The organism is Lachnoclostridium sp. An131, from assembly GCF_002160825.1.
In the GTDB taxonomy this organism is placed as follows: Bacteria; Bacillota; Clostridia; order Lachnospirales; family Lachnospiraceae; genus Laedolimicola.
The window spans coordinates 123,912-149,227 of record NZ_NFLI01000008.1; the positions used below are offsets into that span (position 1 = coordinate 123,912).

At 53.0% G+C, this 25,316-nt stretch carries 30 protein-coding genes and 1 pseudogene; 3 read left to right on the forward strand and 28 right to left on the reverse strand.

From position 1 onward, the window contains the following. Window positions 1-6 precede the first annotated feature (6 nt). Genes plsY through B5E77_RS08350 form a run of 3 tightly spaced genes read right to left on the reverse strand, consistent with a single transcriptional unit; the run spans window position 7 to window position 3,419 of the window. Window positions 7-651, reverse strand: a complete 645-nt coding sequence (gene plsY / locus B5E77_RS08340) for a glycerol-3-phosphate 1-O-acyltransferase PlsY (protein ID WP_087164906.1) — start codon at window positions 649-651, stop codon at window positions 7-9. Window positions 652-653: 2 nt separating this feature from the next. Continuing rightward, window positions 654-1,979: a ribosome biogenesis GTPase Der gene (gene der / locus B5E77_RS08345; RefSeq protein WP_087164907.1), complete on the reverse strand. Its 1,326-nt coding sequence runs from the start codon at window positions 1,977-1,979 to the stop codon at window positions 654-656. A 39-nt stretch (window positions 1,980-2,018) separates the two neighbouring features. Then, entirely contained in the window at window positions 2,019-3,419 is a 1,401-nt protein-coding gene (locus B5E77_RS08350) for a DUF512 domain-containing protein (RefSeq protein ID WP_087164908.1), read from the reverse strand. Window positions 3,420-3,638: 219 nt separating this feature from the next. Between B5E77_RS08350 and B5E77_RS08355 the strand changes: the two genes are divergently transcribed. Then, window positions 3,639-4,823, forward strand: a complete 1,185-nt coding sequence (locus tag B5E77_RS08355) for a ribose-phosphate pyrophosphokinase (RefSeq protein ID WP_087164909.1) — start codon at window positions 3,639-3,641, stop codon at window positions 4,821-4,823. 140 nt (window positions 4,824-4,963) lie between these two features. Here the strand turns inward: B5E77_RS08355 and B5E77_RS08360 are convergent, their stop codons facing one another. From B5E77_RS08360 to B5E77_RS08465, 23 genes and pseudogenes are all read right to left on the reverse strand, one after another. Then, window positions 4,964-5,611 carry an SOS response-associated peptidase gene (locus B5E77_RS08360; RefSeq protein WP_087164910.1) on the reverse strand — a complete coding sequence of 216 codons (648 nt, stop codon included), beginning with the start codon at window positions 5,609-5,611 and terminating at the stop codon, window positions 4,964-4,966. Then, a complete protein-coding gene (locus B5E77_RS08365) occupies window positions 5,586-6,767 on the reverse strand; it encodes a Y-family DNA polymerase (RefSeq protein ID WP_242963674.1) in 1,182 nt (393 codons plus the stop codon). The genes B5E77_RS08360 and B5E77_RS08365 overlap by 26 nt, the downstream gene beginning before the upstream one ends. After that, the gene (locus tag B5E77_RS08370) at window positions 6,740-7,042 is read right to left on the reverse strand and encodes a hypothetical protein (RefSeq protein ID WP_143468605.1); all 303 of its coding nucleotides are present in this window, start codon (window positions 7,040-7,042) and stop codon (window positions 6,740-6,742) included. Before B5E77_RS08370 ends, B5E77_RS08365 begins: the two co-directional genes overlap by 28 nt. Window positions 7,043-7,176: 134 nt before the next feature. Beyond that, window positions 7,177-8,031, reverse strand: a complete 855-nt coding sequence (pgeF, locus tag B5E77_RS08375) for a peptidoglycan editing factor PgeF (protein ID WP_087164959.1) — start codon at window positions 8,029-8,031, stop codon at window positions 7,177-7,179. A gap of 34 nt (window positions 8,032-8,065) precedes the next feature. After that, complete coding sequence (locus tag B5E77_RS08380) at window positions 8,066-8,419, reverse strand: YraN family protein (RefSeq protein ID WP_087164912.1); 354 nt, start codon at window positions 8,417-8,419, stop codon at window positions 8,066-8,068. 38 nt (window positions 8,420-8,457) lie between these two features. Beyond that, window positions 8,458-9,135: a ribonuclease HII gene (locus B5E77_RS08385; RefSeq protein WP_087164913.1), complete on the reverse strand. Its 678-nt coding sequence runs from the start codon at window positions 9,133-9,135 to the stop codon at window positions 8,458-8,460. Between the two features lie 70 nt (window positions 9,136-9,205). Continuing rightward, window positions 9,206-9,793: a signal peptidase I gene (gene lepB / locus B5E77_RS08390; RefSeq protein WP_087164914.1), complete on the reverse strand. Its 588-nt coding sequence runs from the start codon at window positions 9,791-9,793 to the stop codon at window positions 9,206-9,208. Between the two features lie 14 nt (window positions 9,794-9,807). Next, complete coding sequence (ylqF, locus tag B5E77_RS08395; RefSeq protein WP_087164915.1) at window positions 9,808-10,647, reverse strand: ribosome biogenesis GTPase YlqF; 840 nt, start codon at window positions 10,645-10,647, stop codon at window positions 9,808-9,810. Window positions 10,648-10,662: 15 nt separating this feature from the next. After that, window positions 10,663-11,235 carry a signal peptidase I gene (gene lepB / locus B5E77_RS08400; protein WP_087164916.1) on the reverse strand — a complete coding sequence of 191 codons (573 nt, stop codon included), beginning with the start codon at window positions 11,233-11,235 and terminating at the stop codon, window positions 10,663-10,665. Between the two features lie 159 nt (window positions 11,236-11,394). Further along, entirely contained in the window at window positions 11,395-11,742 is a 348-nt protein-coding gene (gene rplS / locus B5E77_RS08405; protein WP_087164917.1) for a 50S ribosomal protein L19, read from the reverse strand. 235 nt (window positions 11,743-11,977) lie between these two features. After that, entirely contained in the window at window positions 11,978-12,799 is an 822-nt protein-coding gene (locus tag B5E77_RS08410; RefSeq protein WP_330394649.1) for a methyltetrahydrofolate cobalamin methyltransferase, read from the reverse strand. Between the two features lie 65 nt (window positions 12,800-12,864). Next, window positions 12,865-13,434, reverse strand: coding sequence for a DUF2284 domain-containing protein (locus B5E77_RS08415; protein WP_087164918.1), 570 nt, complete (start codon window positions 13,432-13,434; stop codon window positions 12,865-12,867). Next, window positions 13,412-14,695 carry an ASKHA domain-containing protein gene (locus tag B5E77_RS17630; protein WP_275532755.1) on the reverse strand — a complete coding sequence of 428 codons (1,284 nt, stop codon included), beginning with the start codon at window positions 14,693-14,695 and terminating at the stop codon, window positions 13,412-13,414. The genes B5E77_RS08415 and B5E77_RS17630 overlap by 23 nt, the downstream gene beginning before the upstream one ends. Further along, window positions 14,693-15,589, reverse strand: a pseudogene (gene trmD / locus B5E77_RS17635) (tRNA (guanosine(37)-N1)-methyltransferase TrmD); the annotation flags it as partial. The gene B5E77_RS17630 and the pseudogene trmD, both read right to left, overlap by 3 nt. After that, on the reverse strand, window positions 15,589-16,095 hold the full coding sequence (gene rimM / locus B5E77_RS08425; RefSeq protein WP_087164920.1) for a ribosome maturation factor RimM: 507 nt from the start codon (window positions 16,093-16,095) through the stop codon (window positions 15,589-15,591). The gene rimM and the pseudogene trmD, both read right to left, overlap by 1 nt. A gap of 82 nt (window positions 16,096-16,177) precedes the next feature. Then, window positions 16,178-16,408 carry a KH domain-containing protein gene (locus B5E77_RS08430; protein ID WP_087164921.1) on the reverse strand — a complete coding sequence of 77 codons (231 nt, stop codon included), beginning with the start codon at window positions 16,406-16,408 and terminating at the stop codon, window positions 16,178-16,180. A 12-nt stretch (window positions 16,409-16,420) separates the two neighbouring features. Beyond that, on the reverse strand, window positions 16,421-16,666 hold the full coding sequence (rpsP, locus tag B5E77_RS08435; RefSeq protein ID WP_087164922.1) for a 30S ribosomal protein S16: 246 nt from the start codon (window positions 16,664-16,666) through the stop codon (window positions 16,421-16,423). A 41-nt stretch (window positions 16,667-16,707) separates the two neighbouring features. After that, window positions 16,708-18,051: a signal recognition particle protein gene (gene ffh / locus B5E77_RS08440; protein ID WP_087164923.1), complete on the reverse strand. Its 1,344-nt coding sequence runs from the start codon at window positions 18,049-18,051 to the stop codon at window positions 16,708-16,710. Between the two features lie 33 nt (window positions 18,052-18,084). Next, a complete protein-coding gene (gene ylxM / locus B5E77_RS08445; protein WP_087164924.1) occupies window positions 18,085-18,417 on the reverse strand; it encodes a YlxM family DNA-binding protein in 333 nt (110 codons plus the stop codon). A gap of 44 nt (window positions 18,418-18,461) precedes the next feature. Next, window positions 18,462-18,941, reverse strand: a complete 480-nt coding sequence (locus B5E77_RS08450; protein WP_087164925.1) for a GNAT family N-acetyltransferase — start codon at window positions 18,939-18,941, stop codon at window positions 18,462-18,464. A gap of 359 nt (window positions 18,942-19,300) precedes the next feature. Beyond that, window positions 19,301-20,176, reverse strand: a complete 876-nt coding sequence (locus B5E77_RS08455; protein WP_087164926.1) for an SPOR domain-containing protein — start codon at window positions 20,174-20,176, stop codon at window positions 19,301-19,303. 3 nt (window positions 20,177-20,179) lie between these two features. Next, window positions 20,180-20,692 carry a sigma-70 family RNA polymerase sigma factor gene (locus B5E77_RS08460; protein ID WP_087164927.1) on the reverse strand — a complete coding sequence of 171 codons (513 nt, stop codon included), beginning with the start codon at window positions 20,690-20,692 and terminating at the stop codon, window positions 20,180-20,182. A gap of 43 nt (window positions 20,693-20,735) precedes the next feature. After that, complete coding sequence (locus B5E77_RS08465) at window positions 20,736-21,452, reverse strand: hypothetical protein (RefSeq protein ID WP_087164928.1); 717 nt, start codon at window positions 21,450-21,452, stop codon at window positions 20,736-20,738. A 157-nt stretch (window positions 21,453-21,609) separates the two neighbouring features. On the opposite strand from B5E77_RS08465, the gene B5E77_RS08470 reads away from it, so the two are divergent. Beyond that, entirely contained in the window at window positions 21,610-22,233 is a 624-nt protein-coding gene (locus B5E77_RS08470) for a DUF1349 domain-containing protein (protein ID WP_087164929.1), read from the forward strand. A gap of 166 nt (window positions 22,234-22,399) precedes the next feature. After that, entirely contained in the window at window positions 22,400-22,894 is a 495-nt protein-coding gene (locus B5E77_RS08475) for a hypothetical protein (RefSeq protein ID WP_087164930.1), read from the forward strand. A 56-nt stretch (window positions 22,895-22,950) separates the two neighbouring features. Here B5E77_RS08475 and thiI read toward each other — a convergent pair whose 3' ends face one another. Next, window positions 22,951-24,132 (reverse strand): tRNA uracil 4-sulfurtransferase ThiI, encoded by a 1,182-nt coding sequence (thiI, locus tag B5E77_RS08480; RefSeq protein ID WP_087164931.1) that lies wholly within the window; start codon window positions 24,130-24,132, stop codon window positions 22,951-22,953. Between the two features lie 28 nt (window positions 24,133-24,160). Then, window positions 24,161-25,315, reverse strand: a complete 1,155-nt coding sequence (locus tag B5E77_RS08485) for a cysteine desulfurase family protein (protein WP_087164932.1) — start codon at window positions 25,313-25,315, stop codon at window positions 24,161-24,163. Between the last annotated feature and the right edge of the window lies 1 nt (window position 25,316).

Below are 25,316 nucleotides of genomic sequence, written 5' to 3' on the forward strand. Positions count from 1 at the left end.
CATTTTCTATTCTGCTTTTTCTCCCAGCTTTCTCTCCGTGCCGGTCAGCAGTCCGTGAATGTTTTTCCGGTGGCGGAAAAGCGCCATGGCGCACAGAAAGATCGCAATCGCATACATTTCATAGAGATGCCCCTGGGCAAGTCCCCATTTTCCCATCACACCGTAGATCACGACTCCTGCCGGCAGCCAGATGCTTACCAGAATGGAGCCCAGCGACACATACCGGGTGATTCCCACGGAACCTGCGAAAAGAAGCAGGGCCACCAGCGTCAGCACAGGATCCAGAGACAGAAACAAGCCCGCCGTCGCCGAGATTCCCTTGCCGCCATGAAATTTCAGGTAGCAGGGAAAATTATGCCCCAGAATCACGCCCAGGGCCGCATACATGCCAAGCAGCACTCCTATATTTTCACCGGGATACCGTCCGTCAAACAGGAAACGCACCAAAAGCACCGCAAACACACATTTAAAGCAGTCTCCCAGGAAGGTAATGGCGCCGGCCTTCCAGCCCAGCGTCCGAAGCGCGTTCGTCGCGCCTGCATTCCCGCTTCCATGCTCCCGGATATCCATGCCTCTCAGCCGTCCGTAAATATAGCTTGTCTGAAACAGGCCGAATAGATAGCCAACCGCCACACATACCAGCCGTATCATAGTTACTGTTCTCCTTTCCTCTCCCGAATCAAAAATTTAAGCGCTGTTCCTCGGAAGCCGAAAGCGTCCCGGATCTTGTTCTCCAGATAGCGCGTATAGGAAAAATGCATGAGCTCCTTGTCATTGACAAAAATTACAAAGGTCGGCGGCTTCACTGCCACCTGTGTAATATAGAAGAGCTTCAGCCTCTTCCCCTTGTCTGACGGAGGCTGCTGCAGGGCGACGGCCTCTGTCATAATCTCGTTCAGGACGCCTGTGGCAATTCTCAGGTTCTGATTCTGGATCACCATATCAATCAGCTCAAAAAGCTTTGGCAGGCGCTGCCCTGTCACAGCTGAGATAAAGGTAATCTCTGCATAGGGCATATAGGACAAAACTGTCCGGATCTTATTCGTGTACTCATAGACCGTCTTATCGTTTTTCTCGATAGCGTCCCATTTGTTTACAGCAATGATGACTCCCTTGCCGCGCTCATGGGCGATGCCGGCAATCTTCGCGTCCTGCTCCGTGACGCCCTCGGTGGCGTCGATTACCAGAATCACCACATCGGCCCTTTCCACAGCCGTCACGGTCCGGATAATGCTGTACCGCTCCAGCTCCTCTTTGATCTTGTTCTTCCGGCGCAGTCCTGCCGTGTCAATAAAAATATAATCCCTGCCGTTCCGGCGCACCTCCGTGTCGATGGCGTCGCGGGTCGTTCCCGCGATATTGGAGACAATCACGCGGTTTTCCCCTATCAGCTTATTGATAATCGAGGATTTGCCCACGTTCGGCTTGCCCACAATGGCAATCCTGGGCCTTTCGTCCTCCTCCTCTTCTCCGCTTCCCTCCGGAAAATGCTTCACTACCTCGTCCAGCATATCTCCGATGCCCAATCGGGACGCGGCAGAAACAGGCACCGGATCTCCGATGCCGAGATTATAAAACTCGTAGACGTCTCCCATAAACTTCTGGAAGCTGTCTACCTTGTTGACCACCAGAACTACGGGCTTTCTGGAACGCCGCAGCATATCTGCCACCTTGGAATCCGCGTCCACCAGTCCCTGGCGCACGTCAGTCAGAAAGATAATCACATCTGCCGTATCGATGGCGATCTGCGCCTGCTCCCGCATCTGGGAGAGAATAATATCGCTGCTGTCCGGTTCGATGCCGCCCGTATCAATCAGCGTAAAAGAATGATCAAGCCAGGTGACGTCCGCGTAAATCCTGTCCCTGGTGACACCCGGCGTATCCTTGACGATAGAGATATTCTCTCCGGCCAGTGCGTTGAACAGTGTGGATTTTCCCACGTTGGGACGCCCCACTATGGCTACTATCGGCTTACTCATAATATTCGTCGTTCTCCTGTTCTGTATCGTTTCCTGTTTTCAGGGCCGGTGCTCATAGGGCTGCTTTCCTCTGTGCTCCGTCCCCGCTGTTTTTGGCTTTTCTTCCTTCTCCAGGCCCAGCACGGCCTCCAGAAAGGCTTTTCCGTCTGATTTTACAATAGTTATGGGAACTTGTAAAGCCCCGGAAAGCTCTCCCGCCGTCATGTCGTCGAGAAAGGCCTCCGTGCCGTCCCGGAACATATTCTCCGTCAGGAGGAGCGCATCCCCGAGTTCCCGCCCGGAAAGCTGCTCTTTCAAATCCCGGCCTGTCAGAAGGCCGGCCACTGTGATCCGCTCCCCGAAAAACCGGTTTTCTACCGCAAGCACCTGAACCCGTACCTCCGGATACTGCGCTTCCACCGCCCGGGCAGCCTCCTGCAGGATCGGAGCCGCCAGCCTTCCTGTGGCGACTGTCACCCGGCGTCCTTCTGCGCCCGGGCTTTGTTCCTGCTCCTTCGCCTTCTCCAGCTCCTCCCGGATTTCTTCCCGGAAAAGCCGCACCATTCCCACGCCGTTTTCCAGCTGAAGGTAGCCGTCATAGGTCTCTGCCTCCGGAAGCTCCCGGCCCGCCAGCAGATACCACTCGTCGCCCGCATGGATAAAATGCGTTCCATGCTCCCGGTAAAGCCTCTCCTGCCAGCCATGAATCAGGTCCAGCACCTCTTCGGCGTCTTCCTTCGTAAAGGGCTTTAGCGGATACAGCCCCTCCCTGTGACTGGTCAGCCCCACCGGAACCACTGACACGCTCTGCAGATACGGCAGGTATCCGGCCAGCCTTTCAATGCTGGCTTCCAGCTCCGGGCCGTCATTGATCCCCTTGCAGAGCACAATCTGCCCGTTCATCATGACGCCCGCCTCAAAGAAGCGGTCTGCCTTTTTCAACGCCTCTCCTGCAAACCGGTTGTGCAGCATTCTGCACCGAAGCTCCGGATTCATCGTATGAAAGGAAATATTGATCGGCTCCAGATGATAGGTGATGATTCGTTCCACATCCTCATCGCTCATATTCGTCAGCGTCACATAATTGCCCTGAAGGAAGGACAGGCGGGAATCATCATCCTTAAAATACAGCGTGTCCCGCATTCCCTCCGGCAGCTGATCGATAAAGCAGAAGATACACCTGTTGCTGCAGGAACGGTAATCATCCATCAGGCCGTTTTCAAACTCTATGCCCAAATCGTCCTCATATTCCTTCTCGATCTCCAGCTCCCACTCTTCCCCGTCCGGCTTGCGCACAAGAAGCTCCAGATATTCCTCATTAATCAGGTAATGATAATCCAGCACGTCCCTCACCGGCTGTCCATTCACAGATACCAGCACGTCTCCGGGAGAAAGCTCCAGCTCCTCCGCGATGCTGCCCGGCTCTACAGCCTTTATGACATGTTCTCTTGCTTTTTTCATAATAACGAATTCCTTTTTCCATTTTTTATATGATAACCTACTTGCGGAGAAAAAGCAATGTCACAGCTGCGTTCCTCCCTCTCTTTCCTTTTCACAGTTTTTAATTTAAAACAAAGCCGTTCTGTCTTGACGTTGTCCCCCTGAAAATGGTATAAATTTATATATAGCGTATATTAACTGCGCCCGTTTTTCTACTACGTCATACATTCGGAGGGACTCATGTCAGACAACAATCAGTTTGAAAACATTTTACCGGTAGCGCCGCTGAAGATCGCAGCTCTGGAAAGCTGCCGGGAATTCGCAGAAAAGGTAGACCGCTACCTCGTAGATTTCCGCAGGACTGCCAACACGCAGCACAGGGACAACGTGTATTTCCAGGATTACGCGCAGGATTCCTACCTGATCGAATGCTCCTGCCCGCGTTTCGGCACAGGAGAGGCAAAGGGCCGTCTCGGCGAGTCGGTCCGCGGGAGCGATCTCTTCATTATGGTAGATATCTGCAATTACAGCCTGACCTACACGGTCTGCGGACACGAAAACCATATGTCGCCGGACGATCACTATCAGGATTTGAAGCGGATGATTTCCGCCGCTACCGGAAAGGCCCACAGAATCAACGTGGTCATGCCCTTCCTCTATGAGGGCCGGCAGCACCGCCGGACCCGCCGGGAATCTCTGGACTGTGCCCTGGCTCTCCAGGAGCTTCAGAACATGGGAGTCAAAAACATCATCACCTTTGACGCCCACGACCCCCGGGTACAGAACGCCACGCCGCTGAACGGCTTTGACAACTTCCAGCCGCCCTACCAGTTTATGAAGGCGCTGCTGCGCACAGAGCCGGATCTGAAGGTGGACAACGATCATCTGATGATCATTGCACCGGATGAGGGCGCTATGGAGCGTGCCGTCTATTTTTCCAACGTGCTGGGCATTGACCTGGGCATGTTCTACAAGCGCCGCGATTATTCTACCATCATCAACGGCAAGAATCCCATCGTGGCTCATGAATTCCTGGGCGACAGCCTCGTAGGCAAGGACGTCATCATCATCGATGATATGATTTCCTCCGGAGGAAGCATGCTGGATGTGGCAAAGCAGATGAAGGAGCGGGGCGCAAAGCACGTCTATATCTGCTGCACCTTCGGTCTCTTCACAGACGGCTTTGACAAATTCGACGAATATTATGAGAAGGGGTATATCAAACGGATCGTGACGACGAATCTGAATTACCGTGATCCGGAGCTTCTGAAGAAGCCCTACTATACAGAGGCAGACATGACGAAGTTCCTGGCTACGATCATCGATACGCTGAATCACGATACGCCTGTGGGCAAGATCAATACGCCTACAGAAAAGATCCGCAGGCTGCTGGAAAAGAAGCAGACTGCACAGAGCGCGGAATAAGTACGGCATGCGCCACAAAGGATTGTATTCCTGTTGAGCAGCAGCCAGACATTCATAGACAAAACAGGCCGGAAGCATCACCATCTGCTTCCGGCCGTATTTTATATATGGCTTTATATAGTACAGCTCTACAGAAATCTTTAAAACAGGCTCAGCTGTTCATAGCCGCCGTCCTGCTCCTTTCCTTCTTCCTCTGCCCTCTCTCTTTCCAGTCCTGGCAGTGAAGCATGTAAAAGCTTTTCCGCCTCTCCCTCTGCAAACAGCCAGGCATCGATGCTCCCGGCATCTATCAGCAGAGGCATCCGGCTGTGAATTCCCTCCATACAGCCTTCCGCCGCCCTGGTCAGGATCGTGAATTCTTCCCCCTGTTCCGACATGCGGTAGATTCCTGCCAGGTACAAAATCCCGCTCCCGTCATGAAACCGGTATTTTGTTTTCCCGGATCCGCTTCCGCTTCTCTTCCACTCATAAAATCCTTTCGCAGGAATAAGGCAGCGCCGGCACGCAAAGTCCTGGCCAAAGAGTCTCTTTTCCCGCACAGTCTCCGAACGGGCGTTGATCAGAAGCTTTTTCAGGCCCGGAATCTCATAGCCCCATTTCATATTCTGTACCTCTGCCCGCTTTTGAACGCCCCGGATAACCATCGCCTGGCTGGAGGGAAACACGTCTCTCCTGCCGCCAGTCCCCAGGCCGGCATGCTTCTGCAGGCTCTGTCCCCTTCCGGACGCTTCCGCAATTCTGTAAATCTCCCTCCACACCTCTTCATCTACATAAAATCTGCCGCACATCAGAAACTCCCTGCCCCTCCTTTTCTACGTCAATGCCTGCTGTGACGCCGGTTCTGCGTTCTCTGTCAAGGCCGCCTCCCATATGCGGCACTCTGCTTTTCAGAAACGCAGCCCTCATCACTGAGTCTTCCCCATATCTCCTTCGAATATCATCTACCGCCCGGTCAAGCCGTTCCAGCCGCTCTTGACGCTCCCTGCCAAAAAGCGGATACTGACGCTCCCTGCTCTTCTCTGTTTTTGAAGCATGCACTCCTATCTGGCGGACCGGAGTCCGGCCATCCCAGAGCTCCAAAAAGCTCCGGCAGGCTGCCTGGTACAGCTCCTCTGTGATATCCGCCGGAGCTGTCATACTGTTTCCATAGCCCTTATTTTCCTCATGTGTAAAAATATACGGCTCCAGCTCCCTGCCTCTTGCATATCCCTGCAGGACTTCCCCCGGCCGCTTCAGATGGGTCCGGATAAATTCCGGATCGGCGTCCGCCAGCTCTCCTATGGTACGGATGCCCAGACTGCGAAGCCTCCCCGACAGGGCGGGACCCGCCATAAAAAGCTCTGAGACGGGAAGCGGCCGCATTTTCCTGTCCATTTCTTCCTCAAACAGGGTATGTACCCTGTCTGGCTTCGAAAATTCTCCAGCCATCTTCGACAGCAGAAGCTTGGTCGAAACGCCGATGTTGACTGTAAAGCTAAGCCAGTCCCGGATTTCCTGCTTCATCTGATATGCCAGGCTTACCATCTGCTCTCTGCCATACAGACTCTCAAAGCCGTCGAATATGACCCAGGCCTCATCGATAGAATATGGGATCACTTGATCCGAATACCGCCTAAGAAGCTTCATCAACGCTCTGGACGCCCTTACATAGAGCCCATAGTCAGGCGGTATCACAATCAGATCCGGACACTTTCTTCTGGCTGAAACCAGAGGCTCTCCGGTCTGTATACCGAACTGCTTTGCCGGAATACTTTTTGCCAGGACAATTCCATGCCTCTTCTCCTGATCGCCGCCTACAATAGACGGCGCCCTCCGCAAATCTTCGCTTTCTCCCAGAATGCAGGTCCGGTAAACCGCGCTCCAGCTTAAGAAAGCACTGTTCACATCCACATGAAATACAAAGCGCTTCTTTTTCATCACGAAAGGAACTGAAAGATTCTCCATCTCTGGCTTTCCACGTCGAGGCGAAGCTCCAAAAGCCTTCTTGCGCCCTCCATCACCGCCGAGCAGATATACTGTCTTTCCCGGATTCCCACATAGTTCTTCTCATCCCGCGACAGCGTTCTCTCGATCTTAATCAGCTCTACCCTGTGCCCGGAAAGCTCAAAACGAAACTGCAGCGACGTGATCACGCCTGTCCTGTCTACCGCGCAGAACATCTGTACCGGAATGTTGACCGGCTGAAACGCTCCCGTTTCTGCTCCTGTATTCTCTTCCATTTCCCTGCCACCTCTTTTCCTGAGCGCTGCAGCCGGCAAAAGAGGAGCTCTCCTGCCTGCTGCAGAATCTTATGTCCTCATGCTAGCAAACATATGTTCTATCGTAAAGTGGTGGCTTCTGGAAATTCTCTGCCCTATTTCAGCATCAGAAACGCTCCGAGATTCCCCCTTCTTCCCCGGGAAGCCCGGTGGCTGAACAAAAGCCCGGGATTACAGCAGGTGCAGACGCCTGCGGCTGCGATCCTCTCCGCCCTTACCCCGGCCTCCAAAAAGCTCAGCTCATTGGCACGCCAGAGGTTCAGCTGATATTTTCCTCCGTCCTTTTCATAAAAAAGCTCCGGCCAGAAGCGCTCGTCAAAGGCCTCCTGGAATTTTTCGATCACGTCCTTACTGACCTCATAGCAGCTCTGACAGATCGAAGGGCCGATGGCCGCCACCAGATCCTCCGGGCGGCTTCCGTACTGCTCTCTCATCAGTTCCACTGTTTTCTTTCCTATTTTCCCGACAGTTCCCCGCCAGCCTGCGTGGGAAAGGCCGATACAGCGGCGCACCGGATCCACAAGATACAGAGGCACACAGTCCGCATAAAAGGCAGCAAGCACAAGCCCGGGCACATCCGTCACCAGGCCGTCTATATCCGTGTAATCCTTCGGACGCACAAAGCCCTTTCCACGATCCTCCTCCGTCACAACACGGAGATTTACCGTATGAGTCTGATCCGTGCACACCAGATTTTCACAGGAAAATCCCATAGCTGCTCCAAGCCTCCGGTAATTCTCCCGGACTGCCTCTTCCCGGTCTCCCCTTGTAAAGCTCACGTTCATAGACGAGAAAATTCCTTCGCTTACGCCGCCCAGGCGGGTCGAGAAGCCATGAACGACGCAGCCCGTCTTCTCAATAGACGGAAATACAAAAAAAGGAACGCCCGCCTGCTCCCGCAATTCTGCCTCGGACCTTCCTTCTGCCTTCTTCCAGTTTATCTGTCTCATATTCTCTTCCTTTCTCTCAAGACGCCGCCTGCCGTCACTGATAAGGAAAGGCATTCCTTATCAGGCATACCTCGTCTCCCTCTATCGCAGCCACATCAAATCTGCAGGGCTGATCCTCTGAGATCCCATGGGTCATCCGGTAGTAATCTGACACCCGGCAGATCGTATGCTGCTTTCTGCCATCCACAGCCTCCGCAGGATTTCCGTAAGCTCTGGAGCGGCGGTATTTCACCTCCACAAACACCAGCGTACGCCCATCCCTGGCGATCAGATCGATCTCACCTGTGCGGCACCGGTAATTGCGCTCAAGAATCTTCCACCCCAGGCGCTCCAGGTATTCCGCAGTCTTCCTTTCATATTCGGCTCCGGTTTTCCGGCGGTTTTCCATACACCCTCTCCTGCAGGCTTCAAAAAGCCTGCCCTCTCCTATTCCTGGCTGACAAAGTTTTTGATAAAGCTTCTTCTATGAATGGGACAGGGGCCGATCTCCTTCAGCGCTGCAATGTGGCGGGCAGAGCCATAGCCCTTGTTTGACGCAAACTCATACCCGGGGTACAGCTCCTCATACTGAACCATCATCCGGTCCCTCGTCACCTTCGCGACGATACTGGCCGCCGCGATGGAAACACTTTTCGCATCCCCTTTAATAATCGGCACCTGCGGAATATCCACCTGCGGAATCGTCACTGCGTCGTTTAAAAGCAGATCCGGCCTGACGGAAAGCTTCGACACCGCAATCCGCATCGCCTCATAGGTGGCCTGCAGAATATTGATCTCATCGATCCTCTCCGGACTCACCGCCCCGATTCCCACAGCGACAGCCTTCTCCATAATCTCATCGTAAAGCAGCTCCCTTTTTTTCTCCGACAGCTTCTTGGAATCATTCAGATACAGGATCTCACAGTCCTGCGGCAAAATGACAGCCCCGGCCACCACAGGACCCGCCAGGGGACCGCGCCCCACCTCATCAATGCCGCACAGGGCGCCGCGCAGGGCATATTGACGCTCATAGCTTCTCATTGTCTCCAGGCGTTCCCGCTCGGCTTTCAGCTTTTCCTGCCGCCGTTCCTCTCTCTGCAGGCGCAGAAGCTCTGTCTTTGTCATCTCTTTCGCTCCTCCTTCGTGCCGGCTCATCTTCTTCCGGGTACAGCACATTTTCTGCGGCACGGCAGTCCTACTGATGCTTCAGGATGCCAAAAGAATCCAGCGGCCAGATGCGGAGCCAGGCGCGTCCTATGATCTCATCCCTGTGAATCAGGCCCACGCTTGGATCCCGGCTGTCAGAGCTCTGGTTCCGGTTGTCGCCCAGCACAAAATATTCATCCTCCCCGAGAGTGATCGGCTCCGCGGCAATCCCGGGATCCTGCATCACCTCGCGCCCATAGGATTCCTGCAGAACTTCCCCATCTATATAAATGGTTCCGTCTGCAATCTGAACGGTCTCTCCCGGAAGTCCGATGATTCTCTTAATATAATAAGTATTTTCTTTATAATGAAACGGAAATACAATGATATCAAAACGCTCCGGATCCTGGAACCGGTAAGTAATCTTATCTACAATCAGCTGATCTCCATCGTCCAGCGTATTTTCCATGGATTCGCCGCTTACATGGGTACGCTGGCCTACAAACGTAATAATCAGAAAAGTCACTGCCAGTACGATACCGATATAAATCAGCATTCCCAGAAGCTCTCTTAAGGGGCCTTTCCTGTTCTCCTCCTCTTCAAACTCCGGTTCTTCCTTTTTTCTTCGTCTGAACATACCTCATCCTCCTGTTATGGCATTTCCAGCGTAATCCGGCCAAGCTTCCCGGAACGGAACTCGTCCAGGAGTATCGCCGCCGCCTTCAGGGTGTCGGCCTCTCCGCCCTTTTTCAGGCAGCCCCTCTTTTTTGCAATCTCATAGAGCTGCTCTGCAGGCTCCCGGTCCTCCGGAATCTCGTACCGTTCCTGCAAAACACTTCTGTAGCGCCCATTCAGAAGCTTCAAAAGCTCCAGGGACAGCTCCTCCGTATTGAGCACCTCTTCCCGGATAGAGCCAATCAGCGCCAGACGGAGACCCACCTCCGGATCTTCAAATCTGGGCCAGAGAATTCCCGGCGTATCCAAAAGCTCTACCTGCTTATTCAGACGCACCCACTGAGCTCCTCTTGTCACGCCCGGCTTATTTCCTGTCTTCGCACAGGCACGGCCCGCAAAGCTGTTGATAAACGTAGACTTTCCTACATTCGGAATGCCCGCCACCATAGCGCGGACCGGACGGTTTAAAATTCCTCTCTTCCGGTCGCGTTCCGTCTTCTCCCGGCACGCCTCCTGGACTGCCGCCTGCACAGCCTTAAATCCGGCTTTGCTTCTGGAATCCAGCTTCACTGCCTGAAAGCCCTTATTCCGAAAATAAGCGCTCCAGGCCTCATTTGCAGCCTCATCCGCCAAATCCGCCTTATTCAGGAGAAGAAGCCTCGCTTTGTTTTTTCCCATCTCATCGATATCAGGATTCCGGCTGCTGAAGGGCACGCGGGCGTCTACCAGCTCAATCACCAGGTCTACCAGCTTGATATTCTCCTGCATCATACGCCTGGCCTTCGTCATATGGCCAGGATACCACTGTATATTCATAAAAACCTCTTTTTCTTACTTCAGAAACCCAAAATGCTCTCCCGGCGAAATGACAAACCAGGCTTTTCCCAGGATATCCTTCTGATTTACATTTCCAATATCGGCGCTCCGGCTGTCCTCACTGTTGTTCCGGTTGTCGCCCAGCACAAAATACTCATCCTCTCCCAGCGTCACGCCTTCCTCCGCGAGTCCGGCGTCCTCCATGCTGTCCGTCTGAACCTCTTCAACCAGCACCTCACCGTTTATAAACACACGCCCGCTCTCAATCGTTACCGTGTCGCCCGGTTTTCCCACGACACGCTTAATATGGTAATGGGCATTCTCATTTCCATTTGGTTTAAATACAATCAGGTCTCCATAATCCGGCGTTTTAAATTCATAAATCAGACGGTTCACCAAAACCCTGTCGCCGCTGTAAATCACAGGCTCCATGGACTGGCCCACATTCGTCAGGGTAAAGCCGAAAAACCAGGCCAGCATACAGCCGATGGCAAAGGCCAGAATCACCTCTCCCACCCACAGCGCTGCTTTCTGGATCACTGTCAGACTGATTTTCTTTTTCCTTCTCCGAAAGCTTAAGCCTCTCATAGGTCTCCTCCGGGACTTTTTCCCACATACCGCCGGCGCACAAACGCATTATGCGCCCCTCCTGCGGTACCGCGGCGTTTCCGCCATATACATAAAAAGGGAGAATTTTCATTCTCCCCTTTTTATCAAGCCATACTCTGTCCAAAACAGCAGCGAACACTATTTTACCAGCTCTTTTACCTTTGCGCGCTTTCCTACACGTCCTCTTAAGTAGTTCAGTTTTGCACGGCGAACCTTACCGCGGCGAACCACTTCCACCTTCTCCACGTTCGGAGAATGCAGCGGCCATGTCTTCTCTACGCCTACGCCATTGGAATTCTTTCTTACGGTAAAGGTCTCGCGGACTCCGCCTCCCTGCTTCTTCAGGACGATGCCCTCGAATACCTGGATTCTCTCACGGTTTCCCTCTTTGATCTTTCCGTAAACCTTTACGGTGTCTCCCACGTTGAACTGGGGAACCTCAGCCTTCAGCTGCTCAGCTTCAATGTTCTTGATAATTTCGTTCATTTCGTTGTCTCCTCCTTAATTCTGGATGTTCTTACCGCAGAAGCGAAGAGCTCTGCCGGAACCGCACCGGAGGCCGGCACGTATCTGTTCCTGTCGCCCATACAGGCGCCTCTTCCCGTCTGCCGCGGCAGCGGACCATCTGCTTTTATCACAACGTACACTATTCTACCATATCATCTGCGAAAAAGCAAGCATGTTTTTGCCTGTTCTGCCGGGCTTATTCCGGCTTCCCAGATTACTTTCCCGGCCCGAATATTCCTCTGCGGTAAGCGCTGATATACTCCAGGCAGTATTCGTCCCGTCCCAGAAGCGCTTCTGCCGCATAGATCACGCCCATCAGACTGCGGTCAGAGGGATCGAGGATCGCGCTGTCCAGACCTGCGTTCATGGCCAGAACCGCAAAGCCCTGATTGACCGCCCTCCTGACCGGAAGCTGGAAAGAAACGTTGCTGACAGCCGCCGTGATATGAATATCCGGATATCTTCTGCGCACTGCTCTTATCACCTCTGCAGCGGTCTCCATGCCGTTTTCAGAGAGGCACAGCATCTCCGCCAGGGGATCTATATACAGACGGGCGGGCGGTATCTGATAGCTTTCCGCCTTTTCCATAATCCGGTCGAAAACCTTTATCCGGTCTGCCGCATACTTAGGAATTCCCGTATCGTCTGACAGAAGGCAGACAATTCCCCAGCCTGTGTCTGCAGCCGCCGGAAAAATCTTTTCCAGCTTGCCGCTTTCCCCGGAAACAGAGTTGATAAGTCCCGGCTTCCTGCAATATGGGAGCACCTCCAGCAGCACCTCAGGGCTGGGACTGTCCAGGGAAACAGGAAGCTCGGTCACATCCTGGATGCAGTCTATCATCCACCTCAGCACCCTGGCCTCCTCTTCCACGGGAACCGCTGCACAGCAGTCGATAAAGTCTGCTCCCGCGTCCGCCTGAAGCTTTGCCAGCTTCCGGATAAAGTCCGCATCCCGCCCCGCGACAGCTTCTGCCACCGCCGGTATGGAACCGTTGATTTTTTCTCCTATGATAATCATCGCTTTCCAGTCTCCCATTCTTTTTCCTGGCTTCCGGCCGGACAGAACCGGCAGTTCCATTGGCTGGCCGTTCCGGCAGGGCTTCAGCCCAGCAGATAGCAGGAGGTATAGGCGATTTTTCCAGGACCGTAGTAATAACCAAGCCCATTTGCCCTGCAGAGATCGCTTACCATAATGCCATAGGACTCCATCGAGGAAATCTGCTTATCCGGGAACCGGCAGGGCGCGTCCGGATAAGAGCAGGAGGAACAGACGGTGCAGCAGCCCACGCCCAGAGCCAGAAGCCCCGGATACTGCCTTTTCAGCATTTCCGCAGCCTTCAGAAACGTTTCCTTATGCCTCTTCTCCGTCTCCATCATTCCGTCATAGTCCAGGCTGTCCTCCAGCTCTCCGACCGTCTGGACCAGAATGCCCCAGCGGTATCCGCCAATCCTGCTTCTGCACTCCTCCAGGCTTCCGCAGCCGGGAGGGCAGGCCCAGTTCCCTGCATACATACCGCAGGTATTCTTCTCGCACATCTGCCGCACCGCATCCGACAGTTCAATCGTACTGCAGTCCAGCAGGGCCGCCTCTGAAAATCCGCAGGAGAGAGCCAAATCCTTTCCCGCTTCAAATGCCTTTTCTTCCTCTTCATTCCGGAAAAGCAAGCTCATCCACAAACACCTCCTGAAACTCCGGTTTCAGCGCCAGCTCCACAAATTCTGTCTCCGCCGCCAGACGGCCGCTTTTTTCATATTCCTCCTGATTTCGGACTGCAAGCTTCGCTCCTTCGCCAGCTGCGTTTCCTATGGAGCGGATCCTTCCTTCCAGCTCCTTCGGAAACATCCCAATCGCACAGGCGCTGGATGGATTCAGATAGTTCCCAAAGGCTCCAGCCAGCTGCACTCTGCTGATCTGCGCCGGCTCTGCCCCTCTCTGGGCGCAGAGCAGACGTATGCCGGCACAGATCGCTGCCTTTGCCAGCTGAAGCTCCCGGATATCTCTCTGATTCAGATAGACTTCGTCCGTAAAATGCCAGTCCTCTTCCATTCTTCCGCCCTCATCGATGATGCCCAGCTTCAGAAAGCAGGCCGCCGCGTCCAGAAGTCCCGAGCCGCAGATGCCCTTTGCCTCTCCCCCGCCGATCACATGGTATGCAGGCCTTCCCTTTTCAATCCATACACGGTCAATAGCTCCCTCGCTTCCGCGCATGCCGCAGGTAATTTTCGCACCTTCAAAGGCCGGGCCCGCCGCTGTGGAGCAGGAAAGCAGCCCTTCCCTGTTCCCGAGAACCATTTCCCCGTTTGTGCCGATATCTACCAGAAGCGTCAGGCTCTCCTGCTCCGCGATCCCGGAAGCCAGGATGCAGCCCGTCGTATCCGCCCCGACAAAGCCTCCGATATTGGCAAGCCACAGAACCTCTGCATGGGGACAGGAGGCCAGCCCGCACTCAGAGGCCGTAAGCCTCAAGGCCTCTCTGACCTTCGGCTCATATGGTGCTACCACCAGAGAATCCACCGGTATCTCCAGGAACAGATGGTGCATGCAGCTGTTCCCCACCATCGAAACCTTCACAATCTCCCTGGCGCTTCTTCCACAGTCTTCCGCCGCCTCCTTAAGCAGGCTGTCCACTGCTTCTCTGATGCAGCTGCTTAAAACGGACGCTCCCTTTTCCAGCGCATAGCTTCCGCGCATGACTACATCCGCGCCATACTGCCTCTGTGGGTTCATCCGGCTCTTCACCGCAAGCTCCTCCCCTGTTGTGCCATCCATCAGATAGGCAACCACTGTGGTAGATCCTACGTCTACGGCTGCAAGCAGGGGATTCTCCACTTCAGCAGGCAGCTCGCCCGGCGCAAAGGGAACCTCCCTTTTCTTTCCCGAAGCAAGAATCTGTGCCTCTGCCTTCTTCTTTTCTCCGGTATCTATGCGCATGCCGGGTTCCGCCTTTGTCTGGCATGCCAGGACGTTCTTTCCATTTACGGTCACTCTGCACTTTCCGCATTTACCCTGGCCTCCGCAGGGAGCGTCCGGCGCGATTCCCGCCGCAATCTCCGCATCCAGAATCGTCTGTCCCTCCTTCGCCCGAAAACGAAGGCCTTCCCTGACAAAACGAATCTCAAACATACGCTCCTGCTCCTTCCGATAAGCCTCATACAGATCCGGACGCCGCTCCTTCGTGCGAAGCAGCGACTGCTCCAGGCGCCACTTTTCCACCTTCGCATGATGTCCGGACATCAGAACCGGCGGAACCCTCTTTCCCCGCCACTCCTCCGGGCGGCTGTACTGGGGATACTCCAGAAGCCCATCCTGAAAGCTCTCAAACTCTGCGGAAGCTTCATTGCTCAATACGCCGGGAACCAGACGGGAGATGGCGTCAATCATCACCATAGCCGGAAGCTCGCCGCCCGTCAGTACATAATCGCCGATAGACACATAATCTGTCACAATCTCTTCGAGCACCCGCTCATCTACACCCTCATAATGTCCACAGAGGAAAATCAAATCCTCCTCCTGCGCGAGCTCTTCCGCCATCGCCTGGTGAAAGACGGAGCCCTGAGGCGTCACATATACTACTCTCGGCTTATGCCCGATGCGCTCTGTCACAGACTGCCACGCCTGATAGACTGGCTCTGCCTGCATCACCATGCCGGCTCCGCCGCCATAAGGATAGTCGTCCACCTTCCCATGCTTATTTCCCGCATAATCCCGGATATTCACGGCCTCCAGGCCGATCATTCCCTTCTCTATGGCTCTCCCGGTGATGCTCGTCCCAAGGCCGTTCCGAATCATCTCCGGGAACAGGGTCAGTACATAATATCTGTTCATCAAAGCAGCCCCTCCGGCACATGGACGAGCATCCGCCCGTTCTCCAAATCTACCTCAAGAATACAGGACGGAATCGCGGGAAGCAGAATTTCCTTCCCCTCCTCCGTCTCCACCACGTAGACGTCATTGGCCCCTGTCTGCAGTACATCTGTCAGAATCCCGAGCCTCTGCTCTGTATCATCAAAAACCTCCAGGTCTATCAAATCCACAATAAAATTTTCATTTTCCCCAAGGGGGACAGCCTGTTCCCGCTTGATCAGCAGATCCCGGCCCCGATATCGCTCCACCTCGTTAATATCCTGAAACTCCTTGAATTTCAGAATCACCTGATTCTTAAAAAAGCGGACTCCGGTGATCGTAAGCAGCTGATAGTCCTTCCCCGTATCCAGAAAAACCGTCTTCAGCTTCCGAAACCGCTCCGGATCATCCGTAGTCGGAAATACCTTGACCTCTCCCTTAAGGCCATGCGTAGACGAAATCACTCCTACCCGTAAATATGGCTCCATATACGTTTTTATCCTTTCTCCACGGCTCACTGCCTGCGTGCAAAACAGCGGGTGTTTCCACCCGCCGCCTTTCTCGGAGCTTCTACTGAAGAATCTCCACCACTACTTTTTTGTCTTCTTTCGAGGAAGCTGCCTTTACGACACTGCGGATAGCCTTGGCAATCCGGCCCTGCTTGCCGATGACCTTGCCCATATCCGACGGCGCCACCTTAAGCTCCACAAGAATGGATTTCTCATTCTCAGTCTCTGTGACAACGACCTCGTCCGGATGCTCAACCAGTGATTTTGCAATCACCTCTACCAATTCCTTCATGTCCTACCTCGATTATTTCTCAACGCCGGCTGCCTTCAGAATCTTGCCAACCACTTCCGTAGGCTGTGCGCCGTTAGCCAGCCACTTCTTAGCTGCCTCCACGTCTACCTTGAAGGTACTCGGATCAGTGCTCGGATCATAGGTTCCAATCTCCTCGATGAAACGTCCGTCTCTCGGGGATCTGGAGTCTGCTACGATGATTCTATAGAAAGGAGCTTTCTTCTGACCCATTCTTCTCAATCTGATTTTTACTGCCATCTCATTCACCTCCGCATTATTATGCTGTAAAATTGTTATATTTAAAAGGGAAATTTAAAGCGTCCCCTTTTACCGAATTTACCGCCGCCCATCATGCCCGGCATCTGCTTCATCATCTTCCGCATCTGCTCAAACTGCTTCACCAGGCGGTTCACCTCCGCGATATCCACTCCCGCTCCCCGGGCTATCCGGTTCTTTCTGGAGGGATTTAAGATCTCGGGATTACTTCTCTCCTTGGGAGTCATGGACAGAATAATCGCTTCTGTCCGGGCCATCTTTTTCTCGTCGATGGCGTCCTCAATGTTCTTCATCTGATTTCCCAGCCCCGGCATCATCGCCAGAACGCTGGACAGACCGCCCATCTTCTTCATCTGGTTCATGCTTTCCAGATAATCGTCAAAGCCGAACTGAGCCTTCTTCAGCTTCTGAGTCATAGCCTTCGCCTTTTCCTCATCCACTGTCTCCTGGGCCTTCTCAATCAGTGTCAGCACATCTCCCATGCCAAGGATACGGGAAGCCATGCGGTCCGGATAAAACTGCTCCAGATCAGAGAGCTTTTCCCCCATACCCACAAACAGAATCGGCTTTCCGGTCACGGCTTTGATAGACAGAGCCGCTCCGCCTCTCGTATCGCCATCCAGCTTGGTCAGAATCACGCCGTCGATTCCTATTTTCTCTTCAAATGTGGTTGCCACATTGACCGCATCCTGTCCGGTCATTGCATCTACGGTCAGAAGCGTCTGATCAATCGGAACATTGTCCCGAATCTCCTGCAGCTCAGCCATCATGTCCTCATCCACATGCAGACGGCCCGCCGTATCGAGAATCACCACATTAAAGCCGTTTTTCCTGGCGTATTCATAAGCGCCCTTCGCAATATTGACGGGCTTCTGGTTCTCGCCCATCGTGAAGACCTCTACGCCCTGCTTTTCCCCGTTTACCTGCAGCTGCTTGATTGCAGCCGGGCGGTATACGTCACAGGCTGCCAGAAGAGGCCGTTTTCCCTTTGCTTTCAGCTTGCCGGCCAGCTTCGCGGCCGTTGTCGTCTTACCAGCTCCCTGAAGACCCATCATCATAAGAACCGTAATTCCGCCGCTGAGCCTCAGCTCTGTAGTCTCGCTTCCCATCAGGCGGATCAGCTCTTCATGAACAATCTTAATCACCTGCTGTCCCGGCGTCAGACTGTTCATCACATCTGCGCCTATGGCCCGCTCCTCTACGGCCTTGATAAACTGCTTGACCACCTTAAAGCTTACGTCCGCCTCCAGAAGCGCCATCTTTACCTCTTTCAAAGAGGCCTTCACATCTGCTTCCGTAAGCCGACCCTTACCGCGCAGGTTTCTGAATACATTCTGTAATTTATCAGATAAACTTTCAAATGCCATCTACAAATTCTCCACTATTCCATCTGGCGCCGTCTACAGATTTTCCAGTATCCCGTCAAGCCGGCGTGTCAGCTCTTCCCTGTCGGGCTGCTCCGCATCGAGAAGAGAACGCTTCATCTGCTCTACCTGCTCCTTGATGGTCACAAACTTTTCCACCAGATGAAGCTTGGATTCATAATCCTGCAGGATTCTGTTGCAGCGCTTCACCAAATCATGAACGCCCTGACGGCTGATTCCCTGCTCCTGCGCCACCTCGCTGAGCGAATAGTCATTGAGAACCACGTCCTCATAGATCTGCTTCTGATGCTCTGTCAGCAGTTCCCCATAAAAATCATAGAGGAGAGTCTGCTCCAAAATTTTCTCCATGCTCATCACCCGCCTGGTTATCATACACTATAAGCAGATGGGTGTCAAGTGTTTTTTCTTGACAAATCAAAAAATTGCTTCTCCATTACATAATTCGTAAGAAGAATCCCCCGCCGCTCCACCTGCTGTTCCTTTACAGTCCGGTATCCTCTTTTTTCAAAAAAGGGCTTTGCCGTAACAGAAGCATGAGTCACAATCCTTCCCTGGACTGCAGACTCCAGCCGGTCGCAGAGAGCCGTGGCAATTCCTTTTCCCTGATAATCCTTATGCACATACAGACGATCCAGATAGCCGGTTCCATCCATGTCGCCAAAGCCTGCAACAATGCCCTCTGCCTCCGCCACATAAGCCGTATGCTCCAAAAAGGAACGATCCCACTGCTCCAGATCCGGCAGGCCGGGGGCCCAGGCCTGAAGCTGCTCCGGTGAATAATCTCTGGCGTTTATGGTATGAACAGTGTCATAGAACAGCTGCGCCAGCAGAGGACAATCCTGCGAGGTATAGCTTCTGATATAAAACTTCATGCTTTCGAGCCTTCCTGTTTTACTTTCTATTGAGCATATTTTTATATTCTCTTTTTTGTACCCTTCTGTGTTACCCTAAGTCGACAAGGGTATACACGGTCAGAGCTGTTTCGGCATATATGCTCTTATCAGCTTAGTGTAAGAATATACGAAATATCCGCAGATAGCAAGCGTAAAATACTCTGTCAACAGGAAAAAAAAGAGGAAGAGGCCTTGAAAATCCCTCTCCCATATTTTCAGAGGCCAGGCAGACGCAGGCAGGCGCTGTGATTTTTGTAAATCACAGCGCCTGCCTGGCTGTCTGAAACTGTCCGAAGACCTCCGGGACTCTTAAATTTTCCGGGAATCTTTCTTCATTCCTACTTCTCCGGAATTTCCTTCGCCATTCCCATAGACACCTGGAATTCCACAGCTCCATCATAATCCCTTTGAAGCTCAGAGAGCCTGTTTTCTGCCTCTTCCTCCGAGGAAAATTCTCCAATTGTCAGAATGAAGCTGCCTGCCTGGGTCTTTACCTGGGCCGGATCCTCTGCCTGATACTTCTTCAGCAGCTCCTCCAGCCTCTGATCCTGCCCCAGTCCCTCTGTCCGCAGATAATACACCTGCTGCTCCGGAGCCTTCTCCCCTGCCGCATAATAGGCGTCCTGAAACAGCCGGATAGAAAGCATCCCCGGGAAAATCTGTTCCACTACCTCATAATCATACAGGCGATCCAGCACCATTACAAAGCTGATTTTCTCTTTTTCAGGGGAAAGGATTCTGTAGACATCTGCGACGCCCTTCATCTCCCTGATCTGGCTTTCCAGCTTTTCATACTCTTCCTCTGTCAGACTCTCAAGTGTCAGGGTAATTCTGGAAGGAGCAGAATAATGCTGAGCCGTGTAAGGCGCCACAGTGTCTGTCGTACGTCCGTCATTTATAAAATGAATCACCAGCTCGTTGTCCTGTATCTCAGCCTGTATATCCTCATGAAGCGTCTGTTCGCCTCCGCTGCCTGCGTGAAGCGCCCGGACAAACTCGCCCAGTATCGGGATTTCACTGGCATATGCATACAGGGACGGGATATTCGCGCTGCACAAAAGAAGCGCAAACACAGCCGCTGCCGCCGTAAGAGAACGCGCGGCATACTGTCTTCTTTTTATCCTCTTTGCCCGGCCCATTCCACTGTATATTGCCTGTACAAGTCTGTCGTCAGGCACCTCGATATTTTCGTACGCGAATTTCTCTGTATTCATTTTCTAACCTCCAGTCATGTGCTGTTTCATTTTTCCCAGCGCCCGGTAAGACCGTGATTTCACTGTGCTCTCCGGTATTTTCAGCATTTCCGCAATTTCCCGGAAATTATAGGACTCAAAATAACGCAGCACAATATAGGTCCGTTCCTCCGGATCAAGCAGGTCCATCGCGTTGTAGAGATCGAAAAGCGTTTCTCTGTCAGGCTCCTCCGGCTGTCTGCCTTTCCAATCCCTCTCCTCCGGGTATCCGCCTGAATCCTCTGGCAAGGCTGTCAGGCGGGAATTTTTCCGTATAAAATCAATCGATGTATTCACAATGATCCTTGTCATCCAGGTTACCAGGTGCTCTGCTTCATCCAGCTCCTTCAGATGAATCAGTCCTTTGCAGGTCGCCTCGCTGATGATATCCAGAGCATCCTGTTCATTTTTTACATAACTGTAGGCAATGCAGTAAAAACGCTTACGGTTCTCCATCATTTTTTCCGCAAATTCGTGTTTTCCCAAATGCCGTTTCATGGGCTGCTCTCCGAACGTATAGTTTCCCTGCCTGAGCCTGGCGCTACTCTCCCGCCGGCTCCAGCGTCAGATAGTTCCCTGTCTGCATATCGTCTGCCAGATCATTGCAGAGAATAGCCACTCCCTGGAGATTTTCCAGATCGCTTACCAGCTCTGCGTCTGATACATTTGTATAAACTCCGTCCGCGCAGGTGAGCTCCACATATTCAGCTCCCGCTCCGCCGCCGGAACGCTCCAGAACCAGATTCTTCGGTCCCCCCTCTTCATTATCAACTACTATGACAGGCATATTGACAAGCGTAAACGCCTGCTTTACAGTAAGAGCGCCATCCTGCTCTGCACACCAGAGAGCGGAAGAACCGCCGGTGCCGCTTGTATAGCTGCCGACCACAACGGCAAAGATCTCATTTTCTCCGTCACTGTCCAGATCTACGTAATCATAATAGTACCGGGAATCTGCCAGCTCATAATCCGGAATCTCATAATATTCTGCAATCAGCTTTCGGAGCTCCTCATTGGGCTCTGTCTCAGCTTTCTGCCGCTCTACACCTGCCGGGAGCCAGTCAAAAGCGCCTGAAACATCCGGCTGTTCCCCTTCCGCCGCTGCATTTTCCAAATCTGTATCCATAGCTTCCGCCTGGGAGCTGTCTTTTACTGCTTCTGTTTTCACTGTGCTGCTGTTGCTTGTTCCGCCTGTGCAGCCTGCCAGAAATACAAGTCCTGCTGCTGCCATCCATATTACTGCTGTGTTCTTTTTCATAAATCTTTCTCCTTTTTCTTTGTCTTATAACTATTAGACGGATGAAGGATTCATTTAGACGAGGGTTTTTGCAAATTTTTTAATTTTTTTCTCCCTGCGGCCCGTTTCATGTTATACTAAGGCCAGAATACCAGTAAAACTCCCGGAGGTAAGCAGGATGGATTTTGATGTAAACAAGCTGTACTGGACAAGAAACCCCGAACGTTTCTCGATTGAAAAGGACCGGATCGAGATTATCACCGAACCTCACACGGATCTGTGGCAGCGGACCTATTATCATTTCCGCAACGATAACGCTCCTGTCCTGCAGATGAAAACACGTGACAAATATTTTTCCTTTATTGTAAAGACGGAATTTGAGGACAGCCATCACCGCTTTGACCAGTGCGGGATCGTTCTCTATCTGGACAGTGAGAACTGGCTGAAGAGCTCTGTAGAATACGAAAACGAAGTCTTCCAGCATCTGGGAAGCGTGGTCACCAACCATGGCTATTCCGACTGGGCCACGACGGAAATCAGCGCCTCCACCAAATCCATGTGGTACAGGCTGAGCCGCCGGGAAAGCGATTTCTGTATCGAATGCTCTGAGGATGGAATTCACTTTCACCAGATGCGCATCTGCCATATGTGGGAAGCCGGAGGCGAGGTCTCTTTCGGCGTCTACGCCTGCAGCCCCGAGGACTCCTCCTTCCGGGCTGCCTTTACCCAGATGAAGCTGACTGAATGCCAGTGGCGCGCCCACGACGGTCAGGCTCCCGACACCGGGAATTTTTTTCTCTGAACTGCCTCTTCCGGAATATGCTGCAGACATCCCACAAGCTGATTCTGCAGCTGAGACTGAAACGGAGCAAACGGACGCCGGAGAAACAAAGAAGGTCTATGACCTGAATACATACGGCTCCATCGAAGAGAAGCAGCAGGAATTTTTCTCCGATGAAACCGGAAAAATGAACTATTATTACACTCTGGAGGAATACTTTTTCAGCGAAGCCGTTCCCAATGCTTCTGTCCTGAACCAGGCGCTCCGGCAGATCTACGCGGAGTACGAAGCGGCCTATCTGGAAACAGCCCAGTCGGTCAAATCCGGTTCCAACGATTTTTTAAATACACCTTTTTCCCTGCTGAAAATCCTGTCGCTTTCCTACGTTGGTGAGGATTATGTCAGTCTCCGGATCAACAATGTATCCTATTACGGAGGCGCAAACCCCGATTCATACTGCGACGGAATTACTCTGAACTGTGAGACCGGAGAACTGGTAACCCCCTCTCAGATCACCGGAATCAGCGACACTGAGCTTCTGCAGGAAATAAGCAGCGCCATGGGACTTAGTGGTGCCGCAGGCTGGGATGACCTTGACTTCTATCTGACAGATACAGAAATTGTCTTTTTCTATCGTGTGCCAAATTTCTGGGAAGAGGTCCGGCTCCCAAGGCAGGCTTGACTTTTTCGGAAAACCTTCCAGAGAGGCCGGGATAAATCAGGCGGGGCTGCACACCTTTATCCTACCACAATCAGCTCCGCCGTCTCAATAGCCTTATCCACCATCTCGTCGATCTTCTCGGCAAGCTTCAGCTCAGAGCGCTTAATTACGTTGATATTCGGCTTCGTCACCGGATGCTTTGCCACGAAAATCGTGCAGCAGTCCTCGAAGGGCTGAATGGAAGTCTCGTAGGTGTCGATCTGCTTTGAGATCGTAACGATATCTTCCTTGTCAAAGGCGATCAGGGGACGGAACACCGGCATCGTGCAGACCTCGTTGGTCGCCGCCAGGCTGGGAACCGTCTGGCTTGCCACCTGGCCGATGCTCTCGCCGGTAATCAGGCCGAGGCAGCCTGTCTTTTCCGCAATCCGCTCCGCGATCCGCATCATGTAGCGGCGCATGATGATAGTCAGCTCGTCATGAGGGCACTTTTCATAGATATAAAGCTGGATGTCTGTAAAGTTCACCACATACAGGTAGATGGGGCCTGTATACCGGGACACCTTTTCCGCCAGATCCACCACCTTCTGCTTCGCGCGCTCACTGGTATAGGGCGGCGCATGGAAATAGACCGCGTCGATCTTGACGCCGCGCTTTGCCACCATATAGCCTGCCACCGGGCTGTCGATGCCGCCGGAGAGCAGAAGCATGGATTTTCCGTTGGTTCCCACCGGCATACCGCCCGGACCGGGAATCACATCGGAATACAGGTAAATCTTCTCACGGACCTCCACGTGCAGCATCAGATCCGGCTCATGTACATCCACCCTCATATTCGGGAAGGCGTCCAGAATCTTCGCGCCAAGCTCCGCGTTCATCTCCATGGAAGCCATGGGATAGGTTTTGCGGGCACGCTTTGCGTGAACCTTAAAGGTTTTGTCACAGTCCCCGCCGTACCGCTCTTTCAGATAGGACACCACGTCCTCTCCCAGCTTCTCGAAGCCCTGGTCTTCCAGAATCACCACCGGGCAGATTCCCACGATACCGAATACCCGGCGCATGGCGTCCACCGCGTCGTCGTAGTCATATTCTCCCTTAGCCTCCGCATAGATACGGCCCTGCTCCTTGGTTACACGGAACTCTCCTTCCACCTGTTTTAAGGCGTGGCGGATCTGGGCCACCAGCGCATCCTCAAACAGATAGCGGTTCTTGCCCTTGATTCCGATTTCTCCATATTTAATCAAAAATGCGTGAAACATCTCTTTCCCCTTTCTCTTATTCCCGTCCCTATCTCCGGGTAAACCGCCGCAGAACCGGCAGAAGCTCCCGTAAGGATTCCAGCGTGTAATCCAGCTCTTCCTTTGTGGTAAACTCGCTGAAGCTGAAGCGAATCGTGGAATCCAGAAGCTCTCTCTTCACTCCGATAGCCGTCAGCGTTCCGCTGACCGCCGGGTGATTGGAGGAACAGGCAGAACCCGAGGACACATAAATCCCCTTATCCTCCAGCGCATGGAGAAGCACCTCGCTCCGCACCCCTGCAAAGCTTACGCTGACGATATGGGGCGCCCCTTCTCTTCCCTGAGGCCCGTTTACCGTGGTTCCTTCCAGCTTTCTGATTTCCCCGATAAAGTATTCACGAAGGGTATACAGGCGTTCTGTCTTCTCTCCGAAGTCTGTGTAACACTCTTTTACCGCCTCCGCAAGTCCCGCGATGCCCGGCACATTTTCCGTGCCGGAACGCAGATCCTTTTGCTGTCCGCCGCCAAACAGAATCGGCCGGATCTTCACATGGCTGTCCACATAGAGAAGACCCATTCCTTTCGGCCCATGGATCTTATGTCCGCTGACGCTTAACAGATCGATTCCCTGCTTTTTCGGATAAATGCGGAATTTTCCAAAGGCCTGCACCGCGTCCACATGGAACAGAATCTTTCGGTTCCGCTTTTTTAACAGGGCGCCGATTTCCTCTATGGGCTGCACCGAACCAATCTCGTTATTTACATACATGACAGAGACAAGAATCGTCTCGTCACAGAGGGCTTCTTCCAGATCGGACAGGCGCACCACGCCCCTTTCATCCACCGGAAGATAGGTCACACGGAAGCCCTCCTCCTCCAGCTCCTTCATCGTGTTCAGGACAGCCGGATGCTCAAAACAGGTGGTAATCAGATGATTTCCCGCCCGGCGGTTTGCCCGGGCGCAGCCCATGAGAGCCAGATTGTCGCTCTCCGTGCCGCCGGAGGTGAAATAAAGCTCCTTTTCTTCCACCTTCAGATTGCGGGCGATAAGCTTCACCGCCTCCCGCACATATTTCTCAGCATCCACGCCCTTATTGTGAAGGGAAGATGGATTCCCGTAATGCTCTGTCATAATTTCATACATCAGCTTTGCCGCGCCCTCGTAGCAGCGGGTCGTAGCCGAATTGTCCAAATATACTTCCATA

Coding starts and splice junctions, on each gene's coding strand:
- B5E77_RS08460 (WP_087164927.1), bottom strand. CDS start 20,692: ATGAAACGGCATTTGGGAAAACACGAATTTGCGGAAAAAATGATGGAG.
- B5E77_RS08385 (WP_087164913.1), bottom strand. CDS start 9,135: ATGACAAAGACAGAGCTTCTGCGCCTGCAGAGAGAGGAACGGCGGCAG.
- B5E77_RS08430 (WP_087164921.1), bottom strand. CDS start 16,408: ATGAAGGAATTGGTAGAGGTGATTGCAAAATCACTGGTTGAGCATCCG.
- B5E77_RS08410 (WP_330394649.1), bottom strand. CDS start 12,799: ATGGGAGACTGGAAAGCGATGATTATCATAGGAGAAAAAATCAACGGT.
- plsY (WP_087164906.1), bottom strand. CDS start 651: ATGATACGGCTGGTATGTGTGGCGGTTGGCTATCTATTCGGCCTGTTT.
- ylxM (WP_087164924.1), bottom strand. CDS start 18,417: ATGGAGAAAATTTTGGAGCAGACTCTCCTCTATGATTTTTATGGGGAA.
- der (WP_087164907.1), bottom strand. CDS start 1,979: ATGAGTAAGCCGATAGTAGCCATAGTGGGGCGTCCCAACGTGGGAAAA.
- B5E77_RS08470 (WP_087164929.1), top strand. CDS start 21,610: ATGGATTTTGATGTAAACAAGCTGTACTGGACAAGAAACCCCGAACGT.
- ylqF (WP_087164915.1), bottom strand. CDS start 10,647: ATGAATATACAGTGGTATCCTGGCCATATGACGAAGGCCAGGCGTATG.
- B5E77_RS08350 (WP_087164908.1), bottom strand. CDS start 3,419: ATGAAAAAAGCAAGAGAACATGTCATAAAGGCTGTAGAGCCGGGCAGC.
- B5E77_RS08485 (WP_087164932.1), bottom strand. CDS start 25,315: ATGGAAGTATATTTGGACAATTCGGCTACGACCCGCTGCTACGAGGGC.
- rpsP (WP_087164922.1), bottom strand. CDS start 16,666: ATGGCAGTAAAAATCAGATTGAGAAGAATGGGTCAGAAGAAAGCTCCT.
- pgeF (WP_087164959.1), bottom strand. CDS start 8,031: ATGAGACAGATAAACTGGAAGAAGGCAGAAGGAAGGTCCGAGGCAGAA.
- rplS (WP_087164917.1), bottom strand. CDS start 11,742: ATGAACGAAATTATCAAGAACATTGAAGCTGAGCAGCTGAAGGCTGAG.
- B5E77_RS08370 (WP_143468605.1), bottom strand. CDS start 7,042: ATGGAAGAGAATACAGGAGCAGAAACGGGAGCGTTTCAGCCGGTCAAC.
- B5E77_RS08380 (WP_087164912.1), bottom strand. CDS start 8,419: ATGGAAAACCGCCGGAAAACCGGAGCCGAATATGAAAGGAAGACTGCG.
- ffh (WP_087164923.1), bottom strand. CDS start 18,051: ATGGCATTTGAAAGTTTATCTGATAAATTACAGAATGTATTCAGAAAC.
- B5E77_RS08360 (WP_087164910.1), bottom strand. CDS start 5,611: ATGTGCGGCAGATTTTATGTAGATGAAGAGGTGTGGAGGGAGATTTAC.
- B5E77_RS08455 (WP_087164926.1), bottom strand. CDS start 20,176: ATGAATACAGAGAAATTCGCGTACGAAAATATCGAGGTGCCTGACGAC.
- B5E77_RS08415 (WP_087164918.1), bottom strand. CDS start 13,434: ATGAGCTTGCTTTTCCGGAATGAAGAGGAAGAAAAGGCATTTGAAGCG.
- B5E77_RS08465 (WP_087164928.1), bottom strand. CDS start 21,452: ATGAAAAAGAACACAGCAGTAATATGGATGGCAGCAGCAGGACTTGTA.
- lepB (WP_087164914.1), bottom strand. CDS start 9,793: ATGTTCAGACGAAGAAAAAAGGAAGAACCGGAGTTTGAAGAGGAGGAG.
- B5E77_RS08365 (WP_242963674.1), bottom strand. CDS start 6,767: ATGGAGAATCTTTCAGTTCCTTTCGTGATGAAAAAGAAGCGCTTTGTA.
- B5E77_RS17630 (WP_275532755.1), bottom strand. CDS start 14,695: ATGCGCATAGATACCGGAGAAAAGAAGAAGGCAGAGGCACAGATTCTT.
- B5E77_RS08475 (WP_087164930.1), top strand. CDS start 22,400: ATGAACTATTATTACACTCTGGAGGAATACTTTTTCAGCGAAGCCGTT.
- lepB (WP_087164916.1), bottom strand. CDS start 11,235: ATGAGAGGCTTAAGCTTTCGGAGAAGGAAAAAGAAAATCAGTCTGACA.
- B5E77_RS08355 (WP_087164909.1), top strand. CDS start 3,639: ATGTCAGACAACAATCAGTTTGAAAACATTTTACCGGTAGCGCCGCTG.
- rimM (WP_087164920.1), bottom strand. CDS start 16,095: ATGGAGCCATATTTACGGGTAGGAGTGATTTCGTCTACGCATGGCCTT.
- thiI (WP_087164931.1), bottom strand. CDS start 24,132: ATGTTTCACGCATTTTTGATTAAATATGGAGAAATCGGAATCAAGGGC.
- B5E77_RS08450 (WP_087164925.1), bottom strand. CDS start 18,941: ATGAAGTTTTATATCAGAAGCTATACCTCGCAGGATTGTCCTCTGCTG.